At 63.1% G+C, this 17604-nt stretch carries 13 protein-coding genes; 1 reads left to right on the forward strand and 12 read right to left on the reverse strand.

The genetic code is table 11. The features are described 5' to 3' along the window. Positions 1-345: 345 nt before the first annotated feature. From ACVOK8_RS17035 to ACVOK8_RS17065, 7 genes are all read right to left on the reverse strand, one after another. Positions 346-1620, reverse strand: a complete 1275-nt coding sequence (locus tag ACVOK8_RS17035; RefSeq protein ID WP_481516569.1) for a citrate synthase — start codon at positions 1618-1620, stop codon at positions 346-348. Between the two features lie 278 nt (positions 1621-1898). After that, positions 1899-2141: a type B 50S ribosomal protein L31 gene (locus ACVOK8_RS17040; RefSeq protein ID WP_057629116.1), complete on the reverse strand. Its 243-nt coding sequence runs from the start codon at positions 2139-2141 to the stop codon at positions 1899-1901. A 98-nt stretch (positions 2142-2239) separates the two neighbouring features. Further along, entirely contained in the window at positions 2240-3178 is a 939-nt protein-coding gene (locus ACVOK8_RS17045) for a nucleoside hydrolase (RefSeq protein ID WP_481567863.1), read from the reverse strand. Between the two features lie 65 nt (positions 3179-3243). Further along, positions 3244-5373, reverse strand: a complete 2130-nt coding sequence (gene recG / locus ACVOK8_RS17050) for an ATP-dependent DNA helicase RecG (protein ID WP_481567864.1) — start codon at positions 5371-5373, stop codon at positions 3244-3246. A gap of 194 nt (positions 5374-5567) precedes the next feature. Further along, complete coding sequence (locus tag ACVOK8_RS17055; RefSeq protein ID WP_481567865.1) at positions 5568-7973, reverse strand: TonB-dependent receptor; 2406 nt, start codon at positions 7971-7973, stop codon at positions 5568-5570. Positions 7974-8054: 81 nt separating this feature from the next. After that, positions 8055-9242: an SO2930 family diheme c-type cytochrome gene (locus tag ACVOK8_RS17060; protein WP_481567866.1), complete on the reverse strand. Its 1188-nt coding sequence runs from the start codon at positions 9240-9242 to the stop codon at positions 8055-8057. Positions 9243-9251: 9 nt separating this feature from the next. Then, positions 9252-10487, reverse strand: coding sequence for a parallel beta-helix domain-containing protein (locus ACVOK8_RS17065; protein ID WP_481567867.1), 1236 nt, complete (start codon positions 10485-10487; stop codon positions 9252-9254). Between the two features lie 117 nt (positions 10488-10604). Here ACVOK8_RS17065 and ACVOK8_RS17070 point away from each other — a divergent pair, with 117 nt between their 5' ends. Next, entirely contained in the window at positions 10605-11642 is a 1038-nt protein-coding gene (locus tag ACVOK8_RS17070; RefSeq protein WP_481567868.1) for an AraC family transcriptional regulator, read from the forward strand. Positions 11643-11700: 58 nt separating this feature from the next. Here ACVOK8_RS17070 and ACVOK8_RS17075 read toward each other — a convergent pair whose 3' ends face one another. From ACVOK8_RS17075 to gmk, 5 genes are all read right to left on the reverse strand, one after another. After that, positions 11701-12084, reverse strand: coding sequence for a RidA family protein (locus ACVOK8_RS17075; protein ID WP_057629049.1), 384 nt, complete (start codon positions 12082-12084; stop codon positions 11701-11703). Between the two features lie 631 nt (positions 12085-12715). After that, positions 12716-13357: an FABP family protein gene (locus tag ACVOK8_RS17080; RefSeq protein ID WP_481567869.1), complete on the reverse strand. Its 642-nt coding sequence runs from the start codon at positions 13355-13357 to the stop codon at positions 12716-12718. 716 nt (positions 13358-14073) lie between these two features. Beyond that, a complete protein-coding gene (locus ACVOK8_RS17085; RefSeq protein WP_481567870.1) occupies positions 14074-16233 on the reverse strand; it encodes a RelA/SpoT family protein in 2160 nt (719 codons plus the stop codon). 107 nt (positions 16234-16340) lie between these two features. Then, positions 16341-16640, reverse strand: coding sequence for a DNA-directed RNA polymerase subunit omega (rpoZ, locus tag ACVOK8_RS17090; protein ID WP_282271463.1), 300 nt, complete (start codon positions 16638-16640; stop codon positions 16341-16343). 124 nt (positions 16641-16764) lie between these two features. Continuing rightward, positions 16765-17385, reverse strand: a complete 621-nt coding sequence (gmk, locus tag ACVOK8_RS17095) for a guanylate kinase (RefSeq protein WP_481567871.1) — start codon at positions 17383-17385, stop codon at positions 16765-16767. Positions 17386-17604: the final 219 nt, after the last annotated feature.

The following is a 17604-nucleotide window of genomic DNA, read 5'->3' on the forward strand; positions in this document are numbered from 1 at the left end:
CTCCTGCCGGCTGCTGTGCCTTCCGCGGATGGGCCCGCTCGCCTGCCCCCCCCCCACTACTGGACACCTATCGCGCTTGTGGGAGCGGCGCGAGCCGCGAAGCTGGCAATGCGTGAAAGGCCGAAGAGCCACCCCCTCCCCAACCCTCCCCTTGCCTGCGGCAAAGGGAGGAAGCGGTAGTGCCGAGCCGTGCTCGGCAAAGGCTTCACCGGTAAGGCCCCTGCCGATCATGGCTCGGCGCTACCCGGCATCCCTGCTCTTATGGGAGTGGCGCACAAACAAAAAAACCCCGCCGAAGCGGGGTTCTCATCGTGATGGAAGCGGCGCATTGCTGCGCCGTTGCCATTACTTGTAGTCGCGCACGTCGTGGCCGGTGTAGACCTGGCGCGGACGGCCGATCTTCATTTCCGGATCAACCTGCTGCTCCAGCCAATGCGACACCCAACCAGCGGTGCGGCCCAGCGCGAACATGACCGTGAACATCTCGGTCGGGATGTTCAGCGCCTTGTAGATGATGCCGCTGTAGAAGTCGACGTTCGGGTAGAGCTTGCGGGCGACGAAGTACTCGTCCTGCAGCGCAGCCTGTTCCAGCTTGATGGCAACGTCCAGCAACGGATCCTGCACGCCGAGCTGGCCCAGCACCTGCTTGGTCATCTCGCCGATCACCTTGGCGCGCGGGTCGAAGTTCTTGTACACGCGGTGGCCAAAGCCCATCAGGCGGAAGCCCGAGGTCTTGTCCTTGGCCTTGACCACGGCGGACTCGACGTTGTCGGCCGAACCGATCTCTTCCAGCATCTTCAGCACGGCTTCGTTGGCGCCGCCATGTGCCGGGCCCCACAGTGCGGTGACGCCTGCGGCGACCGAAGCATACGGGTTGGCGCCGGTGGAACCGACCAGACGCACGGTCGAGGTCGAGGCGTTCTGCTCGTGATCGGCATGCAGGATGAACAGCAGGTCCAGTGCCTTGACCACGTCCTTGTTCAGATCGTACTTGCCATCAGCCGACTCGAAGGTCTGCTTCAGGAAGCGGCTGACGTAGTCCAGCGAGGTATCCGGCTTGTTGGCCGGCAGGCCAGCGCCGTGACGGTAGATCAGTGCCGACAAGGTCGGAACCTTGGCGATCAGACGTACTGCTGCCTGGCGGCGCTGTTCGGCGTCGTCCAGATCCAGCGAAGCGTGGTACTTGGCCGACAGCTGCGCGATCGAGGCAGCCAGGATCGCCATCGGATGCGCGTCCTTGGCGAAGCTGCCGATCAGGGTGTTGATGGAATCATCAACGCCGGCTTCAGCGGTCAGTTCGGCTTCGAAAGCCTTCAGCTGCTCGGCGCTCGGACGATCGCCATTGATCAGCAGGTAAGCCACTTCGACGAAGCTGGACTTGGCAGCCAGCTGTTCGATCGGATAGCCGCGATACAACAACACGCCCTTGTCGCCATCGATGTAGGTGATGGCCGACTTGCAGCTTGCAGTGGCGGTATAGCCCGAGTCGTAGGTGAAGAGACCGGTTTCCTTGGTCAGCTTCGAGATATCGACGCAGTTATTGCCCAGCACGGGTTTGACGACAGGCAGAACGACCGACGTATCGCCGGCGTTGAGCGTGACCTGATCAAGATCGGACACAGTGTGCGCTCCTCAAGTGGAAGGCGCCTGTCCTGACGAATGGGGTGCGGGCAGGCGCGTGAAGGAATTCCGCAGTTTTCCACGGCGGTTCCAACGATTATCGCACAGCAGCATTTGCAGATTGCGAAGACAAAAGTCTTATAGCCGGAGTTTCCACGCGACACAGCATCGCGCTGGCACAACGGCCAGATTCTGCAATGGTTCAGCTGTACGGCAAGCAAGACAAAACAACGGCCGCGCAGAGCGCGGCCGTTGTCTGTGCAGCAACAACAGTTCGATTAGCGCGCGTAGCGCTTCTGGAACTTGTCGATGCGGCCGCTGGTGTCGATAACCTTGTGCTTGCCCGTGTAGAACGGGTGCGAAGCCGAGGAAATTTCAACCTTGACGAGCGGATATTCTTCGCCGTCTTCCCACTTGACCGTATCCTTCGAGGACATGGTCGAACGGGTCAGGAACTTGAAATCAGAGGTCACGTCGTGGAAAACGACGTTGTGGTAATCAGGATGGATATCGGCCTTCATGGGGCTCACACCGTATTGTCTGGTGGTCAAGACCGCCATTATAGACACGACCTGCCACGCCAGGCAAGTCGTGTCTGCTGAACCACTTACGCGGACGGTTACTGGCCGAGCAGCGCGCCGCGCACCTGGGCCTCGAAGCGGGCCTGGTCATAGCCGATCAGCAACGCCGTATTGTCCGGCGCACCAGTCTGGCGGTTCCAATCCACGATGGTAGCGCCGCGGCTGCGGGTGCCGGTCAATTCGATCGACAGCGGCCGCTGTTTAACCACGGTGCCGCCTTCCGGCTGCAATGCCCACGCCATCGCCAGCGCATCGGCGGCGTACCAGCGCTCACCACGGCTGTCTTCCGACCACAACCGGGTCTGACGCGAGATCAACTCGTAGAAGCGCGCTTTGTCGGTGTCTGCTGCCAGCCACTGCTCGACATCGCGATGCATCAGGCCGTGGGCGATGGTGGCTTCCCAATCGGCGACTTCGATGAACGGGAACGAGGTGAACACGATGTGCGCCGCTTCCGGATCGAAGGCGATATTGAACTCGGCTGCCGGAGTGATGTTGCCATGACCAGTGATTGCACCGCCCATCACCACAAAACGCTTCACGCGCTGCGGCAGGCTGGGGTCAAGCTTCAAGGCGAGCGCGATATTGGTCAACGGACCCAACGCGACCAGCAGCAGCTCGCCTGCATATTGGTGCGATAGACGCAGGATCGCCAATGCGGCGTGCTCGGCTTCCACCTTGCGTGCAGTCAACGGCAGGTCGACATCGCCAAAACCGTCGCGGCCATGCACATGCGCGGCGTCTTCGGCCGGGTACACCAGCGGATCGGGAGTACCCGCGAACACCGGCACGTCTTCGCGGCCAGCCACTTCGCACAGCTTCAGCGCATTGCGCACGGTGTATTCAAGGCCGACATTGCCCGCTGCCACCGTCAACGCGACCACATCGTGGCGCTCATCGGCAAAGGCCATCAGCAGTGCCAGCGCGTCGTCCACGCCCGGATCAGTATCAATCAGCAACGGTATCTTCTTGCTCATCTTCTGCTTCACTTCTGGTTGGCCATGGAGTCTGTCACGGCCTCCATGACAGTGGAAGCACGCAATCAGGCCGATGCGTAGCGCACGGCGCCACCGATCCAGCGGTTGACGATGCGATCGGCCAGATCCGGCGCGTCGCTGAGCAGGCGTTCGGCAAGATCGTGCACCGTCGGCAGCAGGCCCGCATCACGCGCCAGATCGGCGACGCGGAAAGCAGCCAGACCGGTCTGACGGGTGCCCAGCAGTTCGCCCGGACCGCGCAGCTCCAGATCCTTCTCGGCGATCAGGAAACCATCGGAGGTGAGCCGCATGGTCTCCAGACGCTCACGTGCCATCGCCGACAACGGCGCCTGGTACATCAACACACAGCTCGACGCGGTAGCGCCACGGCCGACGCGGCCGCGCAGCTGATGCAGCTGAGCCAGACCCAGACGCTCGGCGTTCTCGATGATCATCAACGAGGCGTTTGGCACATCGACGCCAACCTCGATGACGGTGGTGGCGACCAGTAGATCGGTTTCGGCTTCTTTGAAGGCGCGCATCGCCGCCTGCTTTTCCGCAGCCTTCATTCGCCCATGGACCAGACCAATGCGCAATTCCGGCAGCTGCGCCGACAGCGCCTCGAAGGTGGTCTGTGCCGCCTGCGCATCCATGCGTGCATTGCCGGGGCCGGCATCTTCTTCACTTTCCTCGATCAACGTGCAGACCCAATACACCTGCCGCCCCTGCTGGCAGGCCAAACGGATACGTTCAACCAGTTCCGGACGACGCTCAGCGCTGAAAGCGACAGTCTGCACCGGCGTGCGCCCGGGCGGCAGTTCGTCGATGGCCGACACATCCAGATCCGAATACGCCGCCATCGCCAAGGTGCGCGGGATCGGGGTGGCGGTCATGACCAACTGATGCGGCACCACACCGGCGGTTGCGCCCTTGTCGCGCAGGGCCAGCCGCTGGTGCACGCCGAAGCGGTGCTGCTCATCGACGATGGCCAGTGCCAGATCGTTGAAGACCACACTGTCCTGCATCAGCGCATGGGTGCCTACCACTACCTGTGCATGGCCGCTGGCAACGTCCTCGAGCACCTTGGCGCGGGCCTTGCCGGTCACCTTGCCGGCCAGCCAGGCCACGCGCACATCCAGCGGTTCCAGCCAGTTGCGCAGATTTGTCAGGTGCTGCTCGGCCAACAGCTCGGTCGGCGCGGCCAGCGCAACTTGCTTGCCGCGCTCCACCGCCAGCATCGCCGCCAAGGCGGCAACCACGGTCTTGCCCGAACCGACGTCGCCCTGCACCAGCCGCAGCATCGGATGCGCACGCGCCAGATCTTTGCGGATCTCGTCGAAGACACGCTGCTGCGCACCGGTCAGTTTGAACGGCAAGGAGTCACGCAGTGCCTTGACCAGACCATCGCGGCCGCGCAGCGATGGCGCGCGATGCTGCTGCAGGGCGATGCGCTGACGGCGCAGACTGAGGTGGTGGGCCAGCAATTCTTCCATTGCCAAGCGCCGCTGCGCCGGATGCGTCCCCGCACCCAACGCGCCAACATCGGCATCGGCCGGCGGCCGGTGCATGGTCAGCATCGCTTCGCGCAATGAAGGCAGACCCATGCCGGCAAGCAGGGCCGGCGGCAGCAATTCCAACACCACCGCATCAGGCAGGCGATCCAGCGCCTGCCCGATCAACTTGCGCAGGCTGGCCGGGCCAATGCCCTCCACCGCCGGGTACACCGGGTCCAGCACCGCACCCAACGCGGCGTCTTCGCCGTCACCGAGCAGGTGATAGCTGGGATGCACGATCTCCAGCCCGTTCTGGCCCGCGCGCGGTGTGCCATAGGCGCGCAGACGACGGCCTACAGCGAACTGCGACACCTGCGCGGCACGAAAGTGGAAAAAGCGCAGCACCAGGGTGGCGCCGGAGTCGTCGCTGATCGCCACCCGCAGCACCGGCCGGTAACGGAAGCCACGTTCCACTGCCTCCACCCTGCCCTCCACCTGCGCGGCCATGCCGGCCTTCAATGCGCGGATCGGCAACAGCGTGGTGCGGTCCTCGTAACGCAGCGGCAGGTGCAGCCACAGGTCCTGCAAGCTGGTCAGGCCACGCGCTTCCAGCTTGGCTGCCACCCTTGGCCCGACCCCGGCCAGGCGGCTCAGTGGTTCGGTGGAAAGATCGAGGGTGGCGAGGTCACGGCGTGCAGACATTGCATAAGGATGCCGTCATGCGCTGCAAACAGAAACCCCGGCGTGGTTGGACGCCGGGGTTTCCTACTCCCCAAGTGTTGGTTTGCTGTGTCGATTGGCGCCTTCGTGCGGTAAATGTACGTGGCTAATAGGCCCTCACCCCCAACCCCTCTCCCGCAAGCGGGAGAGGGGAGCCTTTTGCGCAGGCAACATTTTTAGAACTTCACTGTCATCTCCAGCCCGTAGGTGCGAGGGTCGGTGATGGTTGCGCCGACTACGCCGAGGGGATCGCGTCCGTAGGTGTTCAGGCCGCGGACGTACTGCTTGTCGAACACGTTGTTGGCGTACACCGCCCAGTTCCAGTGCTTCAGCGGCGAGGTCCAGCCGATGCGCACGTCGGTGCGCTGCTGTGATTCGCCGATGTTGAGCACCTTGCTGATGCCGCAGTCACCCTGCAGGTCGGAACCCGCGTTGCAGCGCTGCGCGCCACGGTAGGCGTGGCGCAGCGAGAAGCGCAACTGACCGTTGCTGCCAAGATCGGCGACGTAGACCGCGCCAGCCGAGGCCGTGAAGCGCGGTTCGCCGGTTGGTGCACCGTCAAGATCCACGCCTTCCGGGGTCACGTAATTCTTGTACTTGGAATCTATCCACTCGGCCGCCGCATCCAGGGTCAGACCATCGGTGACCTTCCAGCGCATGTCGAAGTCCAAGCCAGTGGCCTGCAGGTCGCTGGTGTCGAATACATAGACCGGGATGTCGACCGGATTGTTCGGATCCGGATCGATCAGGCGGATCGCCTGGCGGTTGTCGTACTGGTAGTGGAAGACGGACACGTTGTAGGAGAAGCGGTCGAAGCTCTGCTTCAGGCCGATTTCCAGATTCCACACGTCCTCGTTCTCGAACGCAGGCCCGATCTGCAGCGCGTTGAAGCCACCGGCCTTGTAACCCTTGGCCAGCGAGCCGAACACCATGGTGTCGTCATTGAGGTGGTAATCGACGACAAAGCGCGGGCTCCAGTCACTCCAGCTCTTCTTGTCGCGCACCAGCTTGCCCTTGTTGACCATCGCCGGCGGGTCGATGAAGGCCATGTCGAAGGTCAGTAGCTCGCGGGTGATCGGAATGCCCATGCCAGCCAGCGCCTGGAAGAAGCCCAGCGCCTCCAGCGTGCCGAGCTTGGCTTCGAGGCCGGGCGCGTTGCGCGGCGTGTTGAGCCAGGTAAAGTCTTTTTCGTCGCGGGTGTACCGCAGGCCAAAGGTCAGGTTGAGGCGATCGGTGGCCTTCCAGATCACATCACCGAAGGCGGCGTACGAGGTGGTGTCCAGCGTGTTGCTGAAGCGCTCGTTCCATTTCTCGCCCACCAGCGAAATCGGAATGCCGTTCATCTGCGCCAGCATCGAGGTGAAGTTGAACAGGCTGCCATCGGGAATGCCCAGCTGATAGGCCACGCCCATGTTGCGGATGATGTTGTCCACCGCCTCGGTATTGGTGTTGACCTCGCTGGTCTGGCGCGCGTCCTCGTTGAAGTAGCTGGCGCCGGCCACCCAATCGAAGCGTTCATTGCTGCCGGAGAACTTGAACTCCTGGTAGAAGGTCTCGTTGTTCTCGGTGTTCTTCGAGTCCACATACAGGTCGAAGCGGTTGGTGCCGTCTTCCTCAGTGTGGTTGGTGGAGTCGTATTTGCGCCAGGAGCTGGTGGAGGTGAAATTGCCCCAGGACAGCGCGTGGTCGATGATCAGGCTGACGCCGTCGAAGGTGCGCCATTCCGCATTGTCGGCATCGCTGTAGGTCTTGATCTTGCGCGGGTCCAGATAGTCGTCCGGGTCCACCGGTACTGGCGGCCGCGCCGGATAGGCGGGCAACGGCACGATGCCGGTGGTGACGCGGCCGTTCTGGTCCAGGCTTTCGTGGTCCCAGGTGATGTAGGCGGTGGTGTTGTCGCCGAAGCGGCTCTGCCAGGCCGCGCGGGTGGCCCAGACGTTCTCGCCGCCCAGATCCTTGCCGCTGGCACCATCCTGGAACCAACCGTCACTGGTGTTGATCAGTGCATTGAAGCGAAATGCCGAGTTGTCACCGGTCGGGATGTTCCACATCGCATCGGCGTACTTCTTGCCATAGTTGCCTACGCGCACGGTGGCGCGCGCCTCGGTTTCGGCCTGCGGGCGCCGGGTCACCAGTGAGATCGCGCCGGCAGCGGTATTGCGGCCGAACAAGGTGCCCTGCGGCCCCTTGAGCACTTCGATACGTTCCACATCGACGAAGGGCAGCAGCACGCCGCCGCCACGTCCGCCGTAGACGCCGTCGACGAAAATGCCTACCGCCGGATCGGTACCGATGCCGAAGTCGTCGGTCTCCACGCCGCGCAACCGGAACGATGGCTGGGTCGGCTGAACCGCACTGATCACCAGTCCCGGCACCAGCGAGTCGATGTCGCCAAGATTCTCGGCGGCCACGTCGTTGAGCAGGTTCTGGTCGACTACCTGCAGTGCGATTGGTACGTCCTGTATTTCCTGCTGCCGGCTCTGCGCGGTGACGGTGATGCGGTCCAGCGTGGTGGCAGCATCCTCCGTCGCCGACTGCGCCATTGCCGGGGCACTCGCCCCCAACACCATCAGCCCGGCCATGGCCCGCTGCAACCCAACTACCAGATTCCGTTGCTTCACTCGCATCGCGTTCTCTCCCACGCAGTGAGGTGTATGCCGGCGTCAGACCGCCGGCGGGCCCGTGTTGCCGGGCTGGCCTTCACCAGCCGTGTCGCAGTTTGTTTCCAGTGCGTTGATCCATTCCCGGATCAAGGTCACGCCTTCGCCGTGCACCACCGCCCGCCCGACCTCGGGCATCATCACCGCTGGATCATCACTGTCCATGCGGTAGGCGATGATCGAGGCATCCGCATCACCCGGCTGGATGTCGTAGCGGCGGTTGCCAGTACCCTTGCCCGCTGCGATCGGCTGCTTGCACATGCCCAGCTTCAACTGATCCTGGGTTGGCGCATCCAGCCACAGGCCAGAGGTGATGGCTGGACCAGTGCGGCTATGGCAATGCCCGCAGTTCACATCCAGATAAGCGCGAGCTCGCGCATCAAGCGGCGCGGCGGGATCCGTGGCGTCAGCCGCGCGTGGCAGCTGCGCCGACGCTGGCAGGTCTTTCAGATAGCCCAGCTCGACCATATGCGCGAGCTGATTGTCGCGACCGCCGAGGTAGTCAAAATCGCGATTGAGGTTGCGTGCTTTGGGGCCGATAGGCAGCAGCTTGCGCGAACGGTTGTCGGTGATATGGCAACCGCCGCACTGGTTCTGGTCCGGAACCTGATAGGCAAACGCTTCGCGCGAGCCATCCGCGGCGACCAGTTCCAGATCAACACTGGCGCCGGTGCGCTGCAAGGTTGCGGCAGTCTGCTCCTGGTTCCAGACATAAGGCAGCGCAACCCAGCCTTCCTTGCGGTGGACCAGCAACCGGGTTTCTATCAGCCGTACCTTGGACAGGTCCAGGCTCTCTTCATGCAACGAGGACTGCGACGGTGGCGTGCGCGCCACCGACGTTCCATCAGCGGCACCGGTGGCCGGCAGCGGATAGTAGAAGGTCTTGCTGAGAATGGTGCCGACCGGGAAGTCGAAGGCATGCTCGGGCTGGTAGCCTGCGGCCTGCCCCTTCGGCATCCACACAGTGCGCAGCTTGTGCGCGTAATCGCTGAACAGCGGCGTGTTCAAGTCATACGGCACTACACCGTCATTGAGCAACAGCTTGCCATCGCGGATGCGCAGCACATGCCATTCATCCAGCGTCGCCGGCTGGCCCTGCTCGAAGAAATGCACGGCCGCGGGTTTGCCGCAGGCAGCCAGCATCAACAAAGCGCTGACCAACACAACCACCCGCACCATCAGATTGCGCATGCTCAAGCCTCAGCCACGCTTCAAATCGATGGCCGGCAAACGCGGCAGATCGCACTCGAACGGCTTGGCATCCTTGCTCGGGTTCTTGTAACCGCCAGGACCATCGGCGTTGACCACGCCACTGACGTTACGCAGGCAGATCTGCGGACCGCCTTTGACCCCGTCCACCATCCGTTCCTTGTTGTAGTAGCCATCCCACAGCACGTCGGGGAAGTTGCCGGTCAATCCATACATCGCTACCTTCAGTGCCTTCAGATCCAGCCCGTCGGGCGAATCACCGCCGCCGGACAAGGTGTTGTTGTGGATGTAGATGCGCTCCGGGTACGGGTCGAAATTGGGCGAGGCGCTACTGTCTTTGTAGCCGGTGGAATACACACTGGAGACGATGATGTTGGTGGTGGCGTTGTCGCGCACTTCGTTGTCGAACACCTCGATGTCATCGTTGGAGTTGATGACGATGCCCGAACCGGCCGGCACGCTGGCCACCGGCGTGCCCTTGGCACCGAAATTCTCGTGGTTGTTGGCGATGACCTTGTTGTTGAACACGCGGATATTGCCACCCTGCTGCGATAGGCCCGGCATGTTGAACACCAAGATGCCGCCGGTGTTGCCGGTGGCGACGTTGTCGTACACATCGGCGTTGCGGGTGTTCTCGACTTCGATGCCAGCCACGTTCTGCTCGGCACGGCTGTTGCGCACGATCACCCCATCGGACTGGCCGACGTAGATGCCGGCATCGGAGGCACCGATGGAAATGGTGTTCTCGATCAGCACGTTCTTGGTCAACACCGGGTAGATGCCATAGGCGCCGTTCTTGGTGCTGGGGCCGCCGGTCCACTGCACCTTTACCCCACGGATGGTGATGTTCTCCGACTCGCTGATCTTCAGCCCGTCGCCCTTGGAGTCCTCGATGGTGAGGTTCTCGATGGTGAAGTTGTCGCCATTGACCAGCAGCCCTTCGGCACCGGCCTTCTGCCCCTTGAAGCTGAGCACGGTCTGGTCCATGCCGGCACCACGGATGGTCACCCCGTCGGCACGCAGGCTCAGGCTGCGCTCGAACTGGTGGCGGCCGGCCGGGATATCGATCACATCGCCGGGCTTGGCGTCGAGCAGGCGTTCCTGCAGCGTGGCCGCAAATGCCCCGTCCGCCGCAGCCACGCTTGGTGCCTGCTCGGCCTGCTTCTGGCAGCCGACGACCATGACGGCCAAGGTGGCGGAAACCGCCCAGGTGATGCTGCGCTGCATGACGTGCTCCCATACGGTGGCAGATGTTCGGCGCAGTCTGGCCTTCAGGCAGTGTTCACGCGAAGGGCAAGAACGGCATACTTGGGGGGGCAAAGCGGACAAGCTGGAGGGGCTTGAATGCATCGCAGGAATCCAGGCAGTGACCGTTTGGCCATCGCCAACGTGCCAACCAACATGCTCAGCGGCTTGCTGCTGCTGGGCAGCGAACTGGGCGTGGACACTGAAAACTGGCTGACCGGCCTACACCTGAGCAGCGAGCAGCTCAACGATCCGCGCACGCGTATTTCCTATCGGCAGGCATACGAGGTGATCCGGCGTGCCCTGCCTACGCTGCCCATCGATGCCGCCGGGCTGGCCATGGGCGGTGCCCAGAACGGCGGCAACTTCGGCCTGCTCGGGCTTGCGATGAAGACCGCGCGCACCTTTGGCGACGCGGTCAAGATCGGCCTGGATTACCAGCGCAACCTGGGCCCGCTGATGGATCTGGTGCTGGACGACAGCAAGCCGGAGACCCTGTCCATCATCGCCACCGCACCCGAGCAGGCGCATGACCTGCTGCCCTTCCTGTGCGAGGAAATGTTTTCCAGCATCTTGATGCTGGGCCGCGAGCTGGCCGGCGATGCTTTCAGTCCGGTGCGACTGGAACTGAGTTACCCGGCCCCGGCCAAACTGGATGCGTACCGCGCGGTATTTCGCTGCGAACCCAGCTTCGATCAGCCACGCAACGCCATCGTGGTCGAGCGGCACTGGATGCAACTGCCGTTTGCCAGCTACAACCCGGTGACCTCGCAACAAGCCTTGTCGCTATGCCGCGCGCAATTGGCCACGCAGGCGATGCGCGGTGAGACCACAGCGGTGCTGGAACGCCTGCTGCGCACACGGCTGCGCGACAACCCGCAGATGAGCGATGTGGCGCAAGCACTGCACTCCAGCGAGCGCACGCTGCGCCGGCAGCTTGCCGATGAGGAGACCAGTTTCAGTGAGGTGCATGATCGCCTGCGCGCCGAGCTGGCACTGGAGCTGTTGCAGAACCCGGAGCTGAGCATTGCTGCGGTAGGCAACCAACTCGGCTTCAACGATGCGCGCGAGTTCCGCCGCGCGTTCAAACGCTGGACCGGCCACACCCCCAGCGAAACCCGCCAGCATCCGGGCTGAAACGCAGATGCCCGGCGTTGGCCGGGCATCTGCAGTCACACATAGACGCTGCGACCGATCAGTCGATGATCATGATCGCGTCGACTTCGAACGCGGCGCCCTTCGGCAGGCCCGACACTTCGATGGTCGAACGGGCCGGGAACGGAGCCTGGAAGTACTCCTGCATGACCGCATTGACCTTGGCGAACTCGCCCAGGTCGGTCAGGTACAGGCCAAGGCGCACCATCTTGTCCAGCGAACCACCGGCTTCCTCGGCCACTGCCTTGAGGTTGTCGAAGGCACGACGGGCCTGCGCGGTGACGTCGCCAGCGACGATTTCGCCGGTCGCCGGGTCCAGCGGAATCTGCCCGGAGAAATACACGGTGTTGCCGGCGCGCACGGCCTGCGAGTACGGGCCGATGGCGGCCGGGGCGTTGGCGGTGTTGATGATCTGGCGGGACATGGACAGCTCCAGTCTGGAAAAGGTGGGCCATTGTAACGTCGCCACCTTGGCGGCTGCCTGACCGGGCTGGGCGGGCGTTGATCAAAATTTCACCAGCACCCCAAAAGCCATGCAGCACAAGGCCTGCAAAGGCTTATCCACAACTTGTGGGCATCACAGGGCACAGCCTGTGTGGATAGCGTGCCCGGCAAACCAAACGCAGCTTTGTAGGAGCGGCGTAAGCCGCGAAGCAGATGGCCCAGCAGATTGCAGGCAAGCCTGTGATTCCAGCGACGCCAGCTTCGCGGCTGACGCCGCTCCTACGGCGCTCTGTCGGTAGAGCCCTTGCCGAGCATGGCTCGGCACTACATTCGCGTCATCCACAGCCCGTGGACAAAATATCACCATGTTTTGCAGAGGTCCGCAGTGCAAGGGCTGCGCGGCCTTATCCACAGCTTGTGTATGCAGCAGGACACAGTCTGTGTGGATAGCGTTCCATGCTGCACTTGCAGGAGCGGCGTCAGCCGCGAAGCAGATGATCCGACAGATTGCAGGCGACTCCACGATTCGGGCGATGTCAGCTTCGCGGCTGACGCCGCTCCCACAAGTGGCCTGCTTTGCCGATAAAGCCCCTGCCGAGCATGGCTCGGCACTACGCGACGGCTTCGGCCTGTGCGGTCGGGTTGGGCGTTGGCTCGCCGATCCGGCGCAGGGTATTGCGGTCGGTATGCGCGAAGGGTTCGCTGCGATCCGGAATGACCAGCATCGTTTCCTGCTCGTACGACCACGTGCCGTCGTCATTGATGGTGACTTCGATCTCGTAGCTATCGGTGCGGAATGCATGTTCCAGAAAAGGGTTCGAGCTGATGCCATTGGTCATCGAGCAACGCTCCGCACGCAGGCGGAAGCGCTTCGCATCCGGTGCCGCCTTGCCCACTGCCATCGCGGTCTGGCCGCGCGGGATTGTCAACGTCTGGACCACCGTGCCGGTCGCCGGCTCCCACAGCCAGTAGCCGACCTGATCGTGGAACGTTTCCACCTCGCCCGGCTTGTGGATGCGCGTGTGGTAACGCAGCCCATAGAACAATTGCGGGCCATTGGGTTGCGCGTCGATCGGCTGCAGTTCGACATGTTCGATATAGGCCTGCCGCTCGGGTCCATCAGCCTTGGGATTTACGTCCATGCCGCGCTCGCCAATCCAGATGCCGGCCATCGGCGCCAGCGGCCCGAGGTTGTCCAGCGTATTGGTATCGGCGGTGGGTTCGGTATAGATGTCTTCCGGGAACGTCGTCATGGGGTACAGCCTTGTGGTTATCCGCACAATGGTACGCAGAACACGCTAGGAGCTCACCTCCAGCTGTCCACAAGTGATGGACAAAATATCACCATGTTTTGCAGAGGTCCGCAGCACAAGGGCTGCGAAGCCTTATCCACAACTTGTGTAGATGGCAGGACACAAGCTGTGTGGATAGGTAGAGCCGGGCCATGCTCGGCTGTGGTCTTGTCGTTAGACCCGCTACTGCTTTTGTGGGAGCGGCGTAAGCCGCGAAGCTGATGAATCCAGCAGCTCGCGCGCAGACCCGTTGTTCCAGGGACGCCAACTTCGCGGCTTACGCCGCTGCCACAAACCGGCACCGGCAAGACCCTGGCCGAGCATGGCTCGGCACTCCACCGGGTTGCCCACAGCTGGTGGACAAAATATCACCATGCTTTGCAGAGGCACGCAGCACAAGGGCTGCGAAGCCTTATCCACAGCTTGTGTATGCAACAGGACACAGTCTGTGTGGATAGCGGAATAAAGGCAGAGCCGAGTCATGCTCGGCTGGAACGTTACCGGTAAACCTGACGTGATTTTGTAGGAGCGGCGTCAGCCGCGAAGCAGATGACCCAACAGATCGCAGCCACGCCAGTTTCGCGGCTTACGCCGCCCCCACAACCCTCGCGATAAGGCCCTTGCCGAGCATGGCTCGGCACTACATCAGGGCGCCGTTTGCCGAGCGTGGCCCGGAATTATTGGCGGCGAACAGACTGCACTACCTGCAGGCGGCGCAGGCGGCGCATTACCTCGGCCAGGTGGTTGCGGTCGCGGACCTGGATGTTGAAGCACAGCACCGCGGCGTTGAAATCGCGGTCCAGGTAATCCACCCGCTCGATGTTGGAATGGCTGTGGGCGATGGCGGCTGCCAGCTGCGCCAGCACGCCGGTGCCGTTCTCCACCTCGACCACCAGTGCGGTGTCGTAGTCGCCGACCACGCTGGTATCCCAGCCAATCGGTACCCAGCGATCCGGCGTCTTGCGCAGTTCGGCCAGGTTCGGGCAATCCAGTCGATGCACGACGATGCCCTTGCCGGCGGTGTGGTAACCCATGATGTCGTCGCCTGGAATCGGCTGACAACAGTTGGCAAAACTGACGACGCCGCGTTCGGTACCGTTGATCAGGATCTTCTCCTGGGCACGGTGGGTGACGCCGCTGGCACGCAGCTCGGCATACGACATAAGCGCCTGCGCGGCCTGCGTGGGCATCCAGTTGCCCAGCGCCACGTCGGCCAGGAAGGCCTCCAGCCGCGGGTAACGGTGTTCGTTGAGGAAGGCGTCAAGCCGCCCCTTCGGCAGCCGTTCGATCGAGCTGTCCATCGCTTCCAACGCGCGGTCGAGCATGCTGTGGCCGAGCTGCACGGCGTCCTCGTGCTCCAGTTGCTTGAGCTGGTGACGGATGGCGGTACGCGCCTTGCTGCTGACCACGAACTCCAGCCACTGCGGCTTGGGCGAGGCAGAGCGCGCGGTGATGATTTCGACCGTCTGGCCGCTGACCAGGCGCGTGCGCAGCGGCACCAGCTTCTTGTCCACGCGCGAGGCCACCGCGCGGTTGCCCACGTCGGTATGCACGGCATAGGCGAAGTCCAGCGCAGTCGAGTTGCGCGGCAGCGCCAGGATCTTGCCCTTGGGCGTGAACAGGTAGACCTCGTCCGGGAACAGATCGACCTTGACGTTGTCCAGGAACTCCAGCGAGGAACCGGCGGTGCGCTGCGAATCGATCAGTTCCACGATCCAGGCATGCGCCCTGCTCTGCGCGCTGTTGGGGCCGTCGCCACCGAACTTGTAGGTCCAATGCGCGGCCACACCGCGCTCGGCAATCAGGTCCATTTCCTCGGTGCGGATCTGCACTTCGATCGGCGAACCGTACGGCCCGAACAGCACCGTGTGCAGCGACTGGTAACCGTTGGCCTTGGGAATGGCGATGAAATCGCGGAAGCGCCCGTCCAGCGGTTTGAACGCGGCATGCACGCCGCCCAGTGCGTGGTAACAGTTGGGCACGTTGCGCATCACCAGGCGGAAGCCGAACACATCCATCACCTGGTCGAAGCTTTTGTTCTCCTCGCGCATCTTGGTGTAGATGCTCCAGGGCGTTTTGATGCGGCTGATCAAGCGGTGTTCCAGCCCTTCGCGCGCCAGGCGCTGCGACAGCTGTACTTCCACCTGCGCCATCGACTCGCGGCGCACCACCGGCTGGCTGCGGATGTGTTTTTCGATGATGGCGTGGCGCCACGGATACAGCGCGCGGAAACCGAGGTTCTGCAGCTCGGACTTGATCAGGTTCATGCCCAGGCGCTGGGCGATGGGCGCGTAGATATCCAGTGTTTCGGTGGCGATGCGGCGCCGCGCTTCGGCACTCTGCGCACCCAGGGTACGCATGTTGTGCAGGCGGTCGGCCAGCTTGATCATGATCACGCGCAGGTCGCGCGACATCGCCAGCAGCATCTTGCGGAAGCTCTCCGCCGCCGCTTCCTGTCGATCGCGGAACTTCAGCTTGTCCAGCTTGGTGACGCCCTCGACCAGATCGGCCACGGCCTGGCCGAACTCGGCGGCCAGTTCTTCGCCGGTCAGCGGGGTGTCTTCGATGGTGTCGTGCAGGATCGCCGCGATCAGGGTTTCAACGTCCAGGCCGAGCTCGGCCAGGATGCGCGCCACTGCCACCGGATGGGTGATGTAAGGCTCGCCGGATTTGCGGGTCTGACCAGCGTGCGCGGCGGCCCCGACTTCCCAGGCACGACGCAACAGCGGCAGCTGCTCGGTTGGGAGATAGCTGGCTGCGCGTTCGAGTTGCAGTACGTAATCAGGTACCACCCCGCCCGCGGGCGTGGCTACCTGGGCGGAAGGGCCTGGGTTCATGCCAGAAGACTATGCCAGCGGACGTTCTACGGCAACGCCCTACAACGCAAACAGCCCGCTTTTGGCGGGCTGTTTGCAGACAACATCAATCGATGCCAGAGCGGCGATCAATCGTCGTTCTTGGACATGTCTTCGTCGGCGACCACTTCAGCGGCTGCCCATTCCAGTGCTTCACGCTCAATGCGTTCGCGCTCGGACTTCTCGACTTCCTCGATCAGCTCGTTGTCGATGCGACGGGCAGCGATTTCGCGCAGCGCCAACACGGTCGGCTTGTCCTCGCTCTCGCTGTTGTCGATCGTCGCCTGGACACCATTGGCCAGCTGACGGGCGCGCTTGGACGCCATCATGACCAGCTCAAAACGGTTGTTAACGACTTCCAGGCAATCTTCTACGGTAATGCGGGCCATGCGGGCTCCCGGCGACCTGCAACGGCCGCTCGATCGAATGAGGGAAAGGGGATGGATTGTAGGGGCAGACCGGTCCTGGAATCAAGTCAAGGCCTGAACAGCCCCTTGTGGATCAATCACTTGCTCAGTTTTCCGGGGCCAGCAGCGAGGCAATCAGCCCGGCGTGGCGTCGCTGCTGGGGTTCGCAGCGCAGCCGGCTGGCAGCGAAGATCGAGCACATTTCACCAACGGCGGTGTCGAAATCCTCGTTGATGATGACGTAGTCGAACTCGTCGTAATGCAGCATTTCCTCGCGTGCGGCGGCCAGGCGCTGGGCCATCACCGCCTCACTGTCCTGGCCGCGCTTGCGCATGCGCTCGTCCAGCGCCTGTCGCGACGGCGGCAGAATGAACACACTGACCGCACCCGGCACCTTCTCACGTACCTGACGTGCGCCCTGCCAGTCGATTTCCAGCAGCACGTCCTTGCCGGCCGCCAACTGCGGCTCCACCGACTGCCGGGCTGTACCCTTCCAGTCGCCATGCACCAGCGCGTGCTCGAAGAAATCGCCGGCGGCAATCATCTGCTCGAACTCGGCGGCGGGGACAAAGTGGTAGTGCTTGCCGTTCACTTCGCCCGGGCGCATGGCCCGCGAGGTGAAGGAAATCGACAGCGAAATGTGCGGGTCACGCGCCAAAGTGGCGTTGACGATGCTGCTTTTGCCGGCCCCGGATGGGGCAGCGACGATATAGAGGGTGCCACGCATGCGGTGGGCCAACGTCGGAATGGCCCGGCATTGTACCGGCGTGAGCGGGTCTGTGCAGGAACGGGGGAGTGAAGGCCGTCAAGAGTCCTGTGGGAGCAGCGTCACCTGTAGTGGGGGGGGGGGGGGGGGGGGGGGGGGGCCAGCGGGCGGCGCGCGCAGAGCGCCCCGAGCGACGGAGGGAAGCCACAACCGCCCCGCGACACCCAGCGCGGGCGGGGG

The organism is Stenotrophomonas sp. STEN083, assembly GCF_056759195.1.

Bases quoted from the DNA above. Each gene is read 5' to 3' on its own strand.
- ACVOK8_RS17040 (WP_057629116.1), bottom strand. From the start codon at position 2,141: ATGAAGGCCGATATCCATCCTGATTACCACAACGTCGTTTTCCACGAC.
- ACVOK8_RS17045 (WP_481567863.1), bottom strand. From the start codon at position 3,178: ATGAGCAAGAAGATACCGTTGCTGATTGATACTGATCCGGGCGTGGAC.
- recG (WP_481567864.1), bottom strand. From the start codon at position 5,373: ATGTCTGCACGCCGTGACCTCGCCACCCTCGATCTTTCCACCGAACCA.
- ACVOK8_RS17055 (WP_481567865.1), bottom strand. From the start codon at position 7,973: ATGGCCGGGCTGATGGTGTTGGGGGCGAGTGCCCCGGCAATGGCGCAG.
- ACVOK8_RS17060 (WP_481567866.1), bottom strand. From the start codon at position 9,242: ATGCGCAATCTGATGGTGCGGGTGGTTGTGTTGGTCAGCGCTTTGTTG.
- ACVOK8_RS17065 (WP_481567867.1), bottom strand. From the start codon at position 10,487: ATGCAGCGCAGCATCACCTGGGCGGTTTCCGCCACCTTGGCCGTCATG.
- ACVOK8_RS17070 (WP_481567868.1), top strand. From the start codon at position 10,605: ATGCATCGCAGGAATCCAGGCAGTGACCGTTTGGCCATCGCCAACGTG.
- ACVOK8_RS17075 (WP_057629049.1), bottom strand. From the start codon at position 12,084: ATGTCCCGCCAGATCATCAACACCGCCAACGCCCCGGCCGCCATCGGC.
- ACVOK8_RS17080 (WP_481567869.1), bottom strand. From the start codon at position 13,357: ATGACGACGTTCCCGGAAGACATCTATACCGAACCCACCGCCGATACC.
- ACVOK8_RS17085 (WP_481567870.1), bottom strand. From the start codon at position 16,233: ATGAACCCAGGCCCTTCCGCCCAGGTAGCCACGCCCGCGGGCGGGGTG.
- rpoZ (WP_282271463.1), bottom strand. From the start codon at position 16,640: ATGGCCCGCATTACCGTAGAAGATTGCCTGGAAGTCGTTAACAACCGT.
- gmk (WP_481567871.1), bottom strand. From the start codon at position 17,385: ATGCGTGGCACCCTCTATATCGTCGCTGCCCCATCCGGGGCCGGCAAA.